This is a genomic window from Vibrio ordalii ATCC 33509, assembly GCA_000257205.1.
Taxonomy (GTDB): domain Bacteria; phylum Pseudomonadota; class Gammaproteobacteria; order Enterobacterales; family Vibrionaceae; genus Vibrio; species Vibrio ordalii.
The window spans coordinates 1-8123 of record AEZC01000065.1 but is presented as its reverse complement, the minus strand read 5'-3'; the positions used below and the strand labels follow the sequence as shown (position 1 = coordinate 8123).

Genomic DNA, 8123 nt, shown 5'->3' with positions numbered 1-8123 from the left:
TCTCAAGCATTGCGTTTCTCTCCGAGGAAGGCTTATCTGGTGGGCTTCAAGATGATATTGGATCCTCAGATACAAGCGACGCAGTTAAGGCATCTGGCACCATCACAATTGATGATGTAGATAGTGACTCCGTAGGGATCACTCTTTCGGGCCCGGAGGGCATCACGTCGGGAGGTATGGAAGTCGTTTGGGAATGGGATGCTCAAAATCACAAGCTGATAGGGTCTACATCTGGGAGTGATTCTAAATCCGTTATTGAAATCGAGCTTACTGCTCCTAATGCTAGTGGCAAGGGCGAGTGGAACTATACAGTCACTTTACTCATCCCTGTCGACCATCCAGATGGTTCTCAAGAAGATACACTGAGTTTAGATCTTGGCGTATTTGTTTCAGATGGGCAAGCCACAACGGAAAGCAAACTATCGATCATCATTGAAGATGATGCACCCAGCGACCATGTGATGGAACCAGTTGCTGTCACAGTCACTGACATTCCTGATGTGTTAATTGGCCAGTTTGATCTAACGAGTTACCGTGGTAATAGGACTACGATTGACGGTGGTCAATTTACTATTACTGCAAAAGGCTTCTCTTCAGCTTTATCGTCCACTTTGGTTAGTGCAAATATTAATGGTGACAGCGAAGGTATAGGCGTTAGTAGTAAGGGTTCTCCGTACCATAATCTTGCTAATGAAGTTGATTTTCGGAAGTTTTCAGATGGCAGTTCTGCATCCGAAGAGTTGGTTATTAAACTCGATCCTAACACGGTAGCTTATGGTGCGAAAATTGAGTTTAGTAAAATGTTTGGTGGTGAGCGTGAAAGTGGGATTGTTGAGTTTTGGCTAGATGGAAAGCTGATTGCAACTCAAAGTTTTACCTCTGATGAAAACAGTGGAGATTACGCTAAAGACTTTTCTGTACAGCAGGGTGGTTTTGATACGATGGTTATCAAAGCTACTGACAATGGTAACTCGTTTAATCATAAAGATAATAGTGACTTTACCGTTAAAAATATCGAGTTTCTTGGTGCGGATGCGCCGCAGCCAATTGCTTATGGTTCTGGTGTCGTTGAACCGCTATGGGGGGCCGATGGTCGAGGGGCACTGCAATTAGTTGGCCTAGATGAGTCTGCGACACTCAAAACGGTTACTGGCTCTGATATTACTGTTGAATTAGTAGGGGCAAATACTCTTACTGGTAAAGATGCAGAAGGGCATTTAGTCTTCAAACTCGAGTTTACACCGACAACGGGAAAATGGGAGTTTTACCAGTATCAAAATATACAATCGCCGGTAGGTGATGGAGATATTGATTTCCAAGTGAAAGTTACTGATGCCGATGGTGACAGTGCTGTGCTTGGTTTTGCGGTCAAGCCTGTGTCTCCGCCTGTTATTGGTGAATTGACGATCAATGTTTCTGAAGAAGGCTTACAAGGCGGTATAGCAGATGACGCATCCGTCACTGGTTCACAAGATACGACTAACCAAGCTTCAGCTGATGGGCAGTTAAGTCTTTCCAACGTTACTCAATTGTCCATTGGTCTACCGAGTGATCAATACACATCTAATGGTGTTGCAATCACTTGGTCATTATCGTCAGATAAACAGATGCTCACTGGTTCTGCAAATGGTATTAAGGTTGTCGAGTTTGCGTTAGATGATCAAGGTAAAGTAAATAGTGTGTTACACGCACCTATTGATCATCCAGATAAGGCAGGTGAAGATCATTTAGCTATCGAGATCCCACTTGAAGCGGAAAATGCGGCAGGAGCAATCGGTACTGGCGTTGTTACTCTCGTCATTGAAGATGATGCGCCGCTAGCAAGAGACATTTTGCATGTCTTAGAATCGGAGACTAGACAAGGCGCCAATGTTCAGTTGATTTTAGACGTGTCGGGTTCTATGGCTTGGGAGGCTGGCAACGGTAAAACTCGTCTTCAAGTGATGAAAGAATCAGCGGTACAGTTATTAGATCAATATCAAGCTATTGGTCAGACTCAGGTCCAATTGCTGTTATTTAATGCAACAGCTTCTCCTTACCATAATGGTTCCTCTTACTGGATGACGGTTGAACAAGCCAAAAACTACATAATGGGCCTAACGGCTCATGGAGGGACAGATTATGACCACGCTATTGAATTGGCACAGAATCAATGGTCTGGTCTCGGTTATGGTGGGCCATTAAGTGGCGCTAGCAATGTGAGTTATTTCTTATCTGATGGTGTACCCGAAGGATACGATTGGAAAAATGGTGTGAAAAACTTTAACACCATTGAGAAAGATGATCTTGATGATGGTCAATCGATATCAGTTGCGGGGAAATCTTCAGCTCTGACTCATGGTTTTGATCCTGCAACCAATACTTTGTCAATTTATATTAATGATAAGCACTCGTTAATTATTGATTTAGATGATGGCAGTTACCAGTTCTTTGGGGCAACTATTTCATCGGATACCCAATTGGTTTTCGACTATACATTAAAAGATAACGATGGTGATACAAGCTCAAGTTCACTAACATTTGTTGTTGGGCATGACATTAAAGCTGAAGGAAATAGCATTGATTCGATACAGCTATACGATTCCACTACGTCAAATCAAAAAGTGCAGTGGTCAACATCGGGTGTCGGTTCATCGTCGGTGACTTATCACGATCATGCTGAAAAAGGTTTAGTCGTGGATGTAGGCGATGGTGGTGATTATGTCTATCTCGGAAAAGGAGATGACATTATTTATCTTGGTGATAGTCATGTTGACGGCTTGGATAACCATACACAGGCTCATCTAAAAGAGATGGCGGCTTCCGATCTTTTGGATCGTTTTGGGACTGGGCTTGATGGCTCTTGGCTACAAGATGCCAATAACGAAGACAGCGCACTCAATATCCCCGGAGCTAGTAATGCTTACGTCGATATAGCTCATGGTGGTGGTGGCGATGATCGTATATTCGGCCAAGGAGGTACAGATCTTCTCTTTGGAGGCTCGGGTAATGACCATATCTACGGTGGCGAAGGGAACGATGGCCTTCGCGGTGGTACTGGTAATGATATTCTAGATGGTGGTGCTGGGAATGATGTTCTAATTGGCGGCTTAGGCAATGATATCCTTACTGGTGGTGATGGTGCAGATATCTTTAAATGGGTTGAGATGGAAACTGCGACTGACCATGTTACAGACTTCAATCGTTCTGAAGGGGATTCTTTAGATTTCTCTGATTTGTTCGAAGACATGTCTAAAGACGAAATCACAGTATTACTTGATGGGCTGAGTAGTGCAGATCATCAAGGTTTTGTGGACGGTGTGTCTATTCGTGTGACAGGAAATGAACATGAATCGCACCTAACGATTGTCAAATCAGGTCAAACATTGACCGTGGACTTTGATGGTGCGTCAGCTGCGGATATCACCAGTAGCTTGATGGATAATCTAAACCATTTAAAGGACTAAAATAACGACAACCGGAGCTTGATTAGAGCTCCGGTTTTTCTTGCTGCCTATAAAATACGGCTTACAACACCTTACAGGCGAACCCTTTTAGATAAAACCCTTCAGGGTAGGCTGAATCTGTTAAGTGGTCAGCGGCTTGCTCGAACCTCTCAACAAATTTAACGCTGCGACCGGCATCAAGCGCCGCATCTGCAATGATTTTTTGGAAGAGATCGGTGCCCATAAGACCAGAGCATGAATAAGTGAGTAAGGTGCCACCCGGTTTTAAAATTTGCATTGCTAACATATTGATGTCTTTATAACCATTTGCACCGGAGGTCAGGTTATTTTTACTCGAGACAAACTTAGGTGGATCCATGATCACCACATCAAACAGCGTTCCTTGATCACGGTATTCTCGCAATAATTTAAAAACATCGGCATTTAAAAATACAGCACGTTTTTTGGAGATATCGAATTGATTGATCTCTGCATTGTATTTGGCGGTATCTAATGCAGGTTGTGAGACGTCGGCGTTAATTACGCGTTTGGCACCGCCTTTAAGAGCGTACAGACCGAAGCCTCCGGTATAACAAAAGCAGTTAAGGACATCTTTATCCTTCACATATTTTATTGATTTCTGGCGGCTGTCACGTTGGTCTAGATAAAAGCCTGTTTTGTGTCCACCAACAATATCGACGCTAATTTTTACGCCATTTTCTTCGATAATGACTGATTGTGGCGGCTCATCGCCATGCAGCACGCCCATGCGTTCTTCCAAACCTTCTTTTTTACGAACGGCAACATCTGAACGTTCGTAAACATGGCACTCTGGGAAAACGATTGTCAGCGCTTTAACAATATTCGTTTTATGATATTCAGCCCCTGCGCTAAGCAGTTGGCATACTAGATAATCTTGATACTTATCGATAGTAATACCCGGCAACCCATCTGATTCTGCTGCAATCAGCCTAAAGCCTGTAAGACCATCTCGTTCAATAATCTCCTGGCGAACTAACAGTGCATCTTCGAGCCGTTTCACAAAAAAATCGACATTGATCTCCTGCTTCTCAAAGCTCCAGACGCGAGCTCGAATTTGAGACGTAGGGGAATAGGCTGCTTTTGATAACCACTGATTATCATGAGTATAAACGTCGACGGTCTCTCCAAGGCGAGGCTCACCTTCTACCTTGCTGATCCCTCGGGAAAAACCCCATGGATGTTTACGGCGCAAAGATTTTTCACGGCCTTTAACTAGATAGATTGCAGCTGTCATACATTACTCGATGAATATTCAAAATGGGGGCGTATTTTCATAGAAAAGGTAATGGAAAGCAAACAAAGAGCGAGCGTCAAACGTAAATAAAGGAAATTGTTTGGGGAGAGTGTCTATGGGATGTACATCAAATTAACCCATTGCCATTTCTTTCATTATGGTGAAGACGCATTTTAGTAGATAAATGATTGAGTATTTAAACATAGAGAGGGATCCAAATGGCTCAACAGTGCGACAAGTTTATCGTGACAGGCAGGGTCCAAGGGGTTGGTTTTCGTTATCACACCGCTCATCAAGGACTAAAGCTAGGCTTAACAGGCTATGCCAAAAATTTATATAACGGCGAGGTTGAAGTTATCGCCATTGGGAATAGTGAAAATTTTGAGCAGTTTTATCAGTGGCTTCAACAAGGCCCCAAAACGGCGAAAGTAATGTCTGTGTCGTGTGAATCACTTCTTTCTTATACTGAAAAATATAGCGGATTCGAAATACTTTAAAAGTAGCAACGCTTTGTACTTTGTATGGTTAAGTTGCTTGGGGCTTAGTTTCGCACTACAAGCATTTGGCAGGTTTTGGTAACCCAGCAAGTTTAGTTGCTTGTTTGGCCGGGCCTTTTTTAAAGAGTTTGAATAGATATTTGCTATTGCCTTTTTCCGGACCATGCGCTTTTTCCATCGCTTTGACTAACATACGCACTGCGGGTGAAGTATTAAACTCTTCATAAAAGTGGCGCACGAACAAAATGACTTCTAGATGAGCGTCTGTTAACTCGATATCTTCCTGACTGGCCAGCGTCTGGATCATCCCTTCTTCCCATTGGGTATGGTCTAGGAGGTAACCCTGAGCATCAGTTTCGACGGTTTTACCATTGTATTCAAACATCTTTATTACTCGATTAAAAATCCGCGTTTAGGGTAGCGTAGTGAATGTGTGATCTCAACTGTTTAGAAAGCAAAAAGCCCGCAAGCTGTGGCTTGCGGGCTCGTTTGGACAAAATGTCGACGTAAATTAGTCGTCGTTCATAATGCCTAGGATAGCCAATAAGCTTGTGAACAAGTTCAGGATATTTAGATACATTGAGATGGTAGCACTAATGTAGTTTGTCTCCTCACCTCGTACGATGCGGCTTGTGTCAAATAGGATAAAACCAGAAAACACGAGCGCCGCGATGCTGCTGATCGCTAGTTGACCAACGGTAGAGCCAACAAAAATATTAATAATCGCGGCAACGATGACAATAATTAGGCCTGCCATTAAAAAACTTCTCATGAATGAAAAGTCTTTTTTAGTCGTAATGGTATAAGCCGATAAGCCCATAAAAACAAGGCCAGTAAGACCGAGTGCCTGAGCAATAATGCTAGAGCCATTCGGGATTGCCGCATAGTGATTAAGCATTGGGCCCAGAGCTCCCCCCATTAATGTCGTGAACACAAATGTCCATACAATACCTGAAGAGGAGTTAATGGCTTTAGGCATAACGAAGAACAGAATACCGATTGCCCCCAATTGCATAGCGAGTGCCATGAATGGTGAAATCTGCATTGCCATTGTTGCCATCGCAGCAATAGCACTAGTGATAAGAGTCATTGAAAGCAAGAAGTAAGTATTCTTCAACACTTTATTGGTTTGTAGTGTGCTCTCTAAGCTAGCTGAGCGAGTAAACATAGGGCTGTTCATAATCTTCCTCGTAAGGGTTTATGTTTGTATGTACATTTATGGGGCTGAATGAGCTAAAAAGCAAGCCCTGTATCGTATTTGTTCTGTGTAAATTGTAATAAAAATAGTCAGTTAGATGTTAAGGAATGTGTAACACCATGTGTCTATGCATGTAAACAAAACGAGAGGTGATATTCACCTCTCGTTTTGTTCGTTGCGAATGTATTAATGATGAAGAATTTGAGAGAGAAAATTGCGCGTCCTATCAGATTGAGGGTTTTCAAAAAATTCAACAGGGTTATTTTCTTCAATGATCTCGCCGGCATCCATGAAAATAACGCGATCGGCGACTTCTTTTGCAAAACCCATTTCATGGGTAACACAAAGCATCGTCATGCCTTCTCCTGCGAGTTCAACCATAACATCTAATACTTCCCGTACCATTTCCGGGTCAAGTGCAGATGTTGGTTCATCAAATAACATAATCTGTGGGTTCATGCACAATGAGCGTGCAATCGCAACTCGTTGCTGCTGACCGCCAGAAAGTTGACCGGGATATTTGTCTGCTTGATCGGGAATCTTCACGCGTTCCAAGTACTTCATCGCAACCGCTTCAGCTTCTCCTTTAGGCATCTTTTTTACCCAAATTGGAGCGAGTGTACAGTTTTCTAACACGGTTAAATGCGGAAAAAGATTGAAATGTTGGAAACACATACCGACCTCGCGTCGCACGGCTTCGATATTTTTAAGATCTTCTGTCAGTTCGTTGCCCGCGACGACGATTTGTCCTTTTTGGTGCTCTTCCAAGCGGTTAATACAGCGAATTATGGTCGATTTCCCTGAGCCTGAAGGGCCACAAATAACGATCTTTTCGCCTTTTTTAACGGTAAGATTGATGTTCTTTAGTACATGAAATTCACCGTACCATTTATTCATATCATTAATCTGAATCATGATTTCTTCAGAAGGTGCGAGGTTGCGTTGCTGCGTCATAATACGTCCTTGATTTGTAGTTATCGTTTGTGACCAGTATGGAGTTTGTTTTCAAGCCATATCGAATATCTCGACATAGAAAAGCAGAACACCCAGAACACTAATGCGACAAATATATAACTTTCAGTAGAAAAGCCTAACCAATCCGGATCGGTATTGGCAGCTTGTCCAATACCGAGTACGTCAAACATCCCGATAATGAGCACTAAGCTGGTATCTTTAAATAAGCCAATGAAGGTATTAACGATAGAAGGGATCGTGATCTTCAGCGCTTGCGGTAAAATAATCAAACTGGCCTTTTTCCAGTAACTTAAACCTAACGCATCGGCGGCTTCATATTGACCTTTAGGTATCGCTTGTAAACCACCACGAACCACTTCTGCCATATAAGCTGAGCTGAACATGACCACCCCAATTAATGCCCTAACCAGTTTATCCGTTTCCGAGCCTTGCGAGAGGAACAGAGGAAGCATCACGGATGCCATAAACAAAACTGTAATCAGTGGTACTCCTCTCCACACCTCGATGTAAACGGTACATAGGCTGCGAATAATGGGCATCTCGGAACGCCGGCCCAACGCCAATACAACGCCAATCGGTAACGAAACAACAATCCCAACTAAGGCAATGATTAGCGTAACTAATAAGCCTCCCCACTTATGCGTTTCAACAACTTCGAGGCCGAGTAATGCCGCGATAAGAAATGGATAGATATTGACAAAAAACAACCAAATCCACGTTTTTTTCGGTGTATTTTCATAGGCGAGCAACGC

Annotated in this window: 7 protein-coding genes; 2 read left to right on the top strand and 5 right to left on the bottom strand. The window is 43.0% G+C overall.

Annotated elements, in window-relative coordinates; genetic code table 11:
• Positions 1 to 3446 (top strand): VWA domain-containing protein (locus VOR_RS0104055; RefSeq protein ID WP_010318451.1); only part of this gene is annotated, 3446 nt, incomplete at its 5' end.
• 61 nt (positions 3447 to 3507) lie between these two features.
• Here VOR_RS0104055 and VOR_RS0104050 read toward each other — a convergent pair.
• On the bottom strand, positions 3508 to 4701 hold the full coding sequence (locus tag VOR_RS0104050; RefSeq protein WP_010318450.1) for a class I SAM-dependent methyltransferase: 1194 nt from the start codon (positions 4699 to 4701) through the stop codon (positions 3508 to 3510).
• A gap of 218 nt (positions 4702 to 4919) precedes the next feature.
• Between VOR_RS0104050 and yccX the strand changes: the two genes are divergently transcribed.
• Positions 4920 to 5198, top strand: coding sequence for an acylphosphatase (gene yccX, locus VOR_RS0104045; RefSeq protein ID WP_010318449.1), 279 nt, complete (start codon positions 4920 to 4922; stop codon positions 5196 to 5198).
• Positions 5199 to 5253: 55 nt separating this feature from the next.
• On the opposite strand, the gene VOR_RS0104040 is transcribed toward yccX, so the two are convergent.
• From VOR_RS0104040 to VOR_RS0104025, 4 genes are all read right to left on the bottom strand, one after another.
• Positions 5254 to 5583 (bottom strand): TusE/DsrC/DsvC family sulfur relay protein, encoded by a 330-nt coding sequence (locus VOR_RS0104040; protein ID WP_010318448.1) that lies wholly within the window; start codon positions 5581 to 5583, stop codon positions 5254 to 5256.
• Positions 5584 to 5709: 126 nt separating this feature from the next.
• Positions 5710 to 6378, bottom strand: coding sequence for a Bax inhibitor-1 family protein (locus VOR_RS0104035; protein ID WP_010318447.1), 669 nt, complete (start codon positions 6376 to 6378; stop codon positions 5710 to 5712).
• Between the two features lie 204 nt (positions 6379 to 6582).
• The gene (locus VOR_RS0104030; protein ID WP_029626891.1) at positions 6583 to 7350 is read right to left on the bottom strand and encodes an amino acid ABC transporter ATP-binding protein; all 768 of its coding nucleotides are present in this window, start codon (positions 7348 to 7350) and stop codon (positions 6583 to 6585) included.
• Between the two features lie 20 nt (positions 7351 to 7370).
• Positions 7371 to 8123 (bottom strand): amino acid ABC transporter permease (locus VOR_RS0104025; protein WP_010318445.1); only part of this gene is annotated, 753 nt, incomplete at its 5' end.

What these genes read in the sequence shown, in the direction of transcription:
- VOR_RS0104050 (WP_010318450.1), bottom strand. Translation starts at nt 4,701, where the DNA reads ATGACAGCTGCAATCTATCTAGTTAAAGGCCGTGAAAAATCTTTGCGC.
- yccX (WP_010318449.1), top strand. Translation starts at nt 4,920, where the DNA reads ATGGCTCAACAGTGCGACAAGTTTATCGTGACAGGCAGGGTCCAAGGG.
- VOR_RS0104040 (WP_010318448.1), bottom strand. Translation starts at nt 5,583, where the DNA reads ATGTTTGAATACAATGGTAAAACCGTCGAAACTGATGCTCAGGGTTAC.
- VOR_RS0104035 (WP_010318447.1), bottom strand. Translation starts at nt 6,378, where the DNA reads ATGAACAGCCCTATGTTTACTCGCTCAGCTAGCTTAGAGAGCACACTA.
- VOR_RS0104030 (WP_029626891.1), bottom strand. Translation starts at nt 7,350, where the DNA reads ATGACGCAGCAACGCAACCTCGCACCTTCTGAAGAAATCATGATTCAG.